At 42.3% G+C, this 678-nt stretch carries 1 protein-coding gene; it reads left to right on the forward strand.

Annotation, left to right across the window (positions count from 1 at the left end):
• Positions 1-249: 249 nt before the first annotated feature.
• The gene (locus S1OALGB6SA_RS00260) at positions 250-642 is read left to right on the forward strand and encodes a helix-turn-helix domain-containing protein (protein ID WP_124032174.1); all 393 of its coding nucleotides are present in this window, start codon (positions 250-252) and stop codon (positions 640-642) included.
• The last annotated feature ends 36 nt before the right edge of the window (positions 643-678 follow it).

Below are 678 nucleotides of genomic sequence, written 5' to 3' on the forward strand. Positions count from 1 at the left end.
GCTATGATGCTTATGGGAGTCTTCGGGCTCCTTTTGTTTTCCGGCCTGCCCTTTTTAGTTTGTCAGTCTTCAGGGGCGGGCCTCCTCACCGCTCCAACAGAGCGGTTTCAATTTAGTCTTTGATACACGGTTTTCAGTCTCCTGGCCGCCTGAATGCGGGACTTCGAAAAACTGTGTCAAGCAGGTTTGTTAGAAAATATTATGCGTTATGATGAGGTATCTGTCAAATACTGATGTCATACTTTTTTTATGCCGCAGAAATTTAAGAAACCATTTAAACCTCTACCTTCTGTAACGCCAAAAATTCTTGGCTTCAGAATCGCTAAAATCAGAAAAAACCGGGGACTTACCCAACTGGAACTAGCAAATAAGATTGGTATTAGGAGGGGGCTAATCTCCGACTATGAAACGGGAAGATTGAAACTATCAGGAGAATTGATAGCCCACTGTGCTATGGCTTTGAACGTAACAACAGATGAACTATTGGGCTTGAATAGCTCAAAGTTTCATTCAAGGGACTTCTCGCTCAAGTTTTCCCGCAGGATAAAGCAAATAGAATCCCTTCCAGAATTCGAACAGAAGCACATCTTAAAAACTATAGATTCCCTCGTTAAGGCTGCTGAAGTCAAAACTAAGGTCTGAAGCCCTAATTTTGGCTTTTATTAGCAACTGCCTTGT

This window comes from Olavius algarvensis spirochete endosymbiont, from assembly GCA_900608495.1.
GTDB lineage: Bacteria > Spirochaetota > Spirochaetia > DSM-2461 > DSM-2461 > UBA2779.

Coding starts and splice junctions, on each gene's coding strand:
- S1OALGB6SA_RS00260 (WP_124032174.1), top strand. CDS start 250: ATGCCGCAGAAATTTAAGAAACCATTTAAACCTCTACCTTCTGTAACG.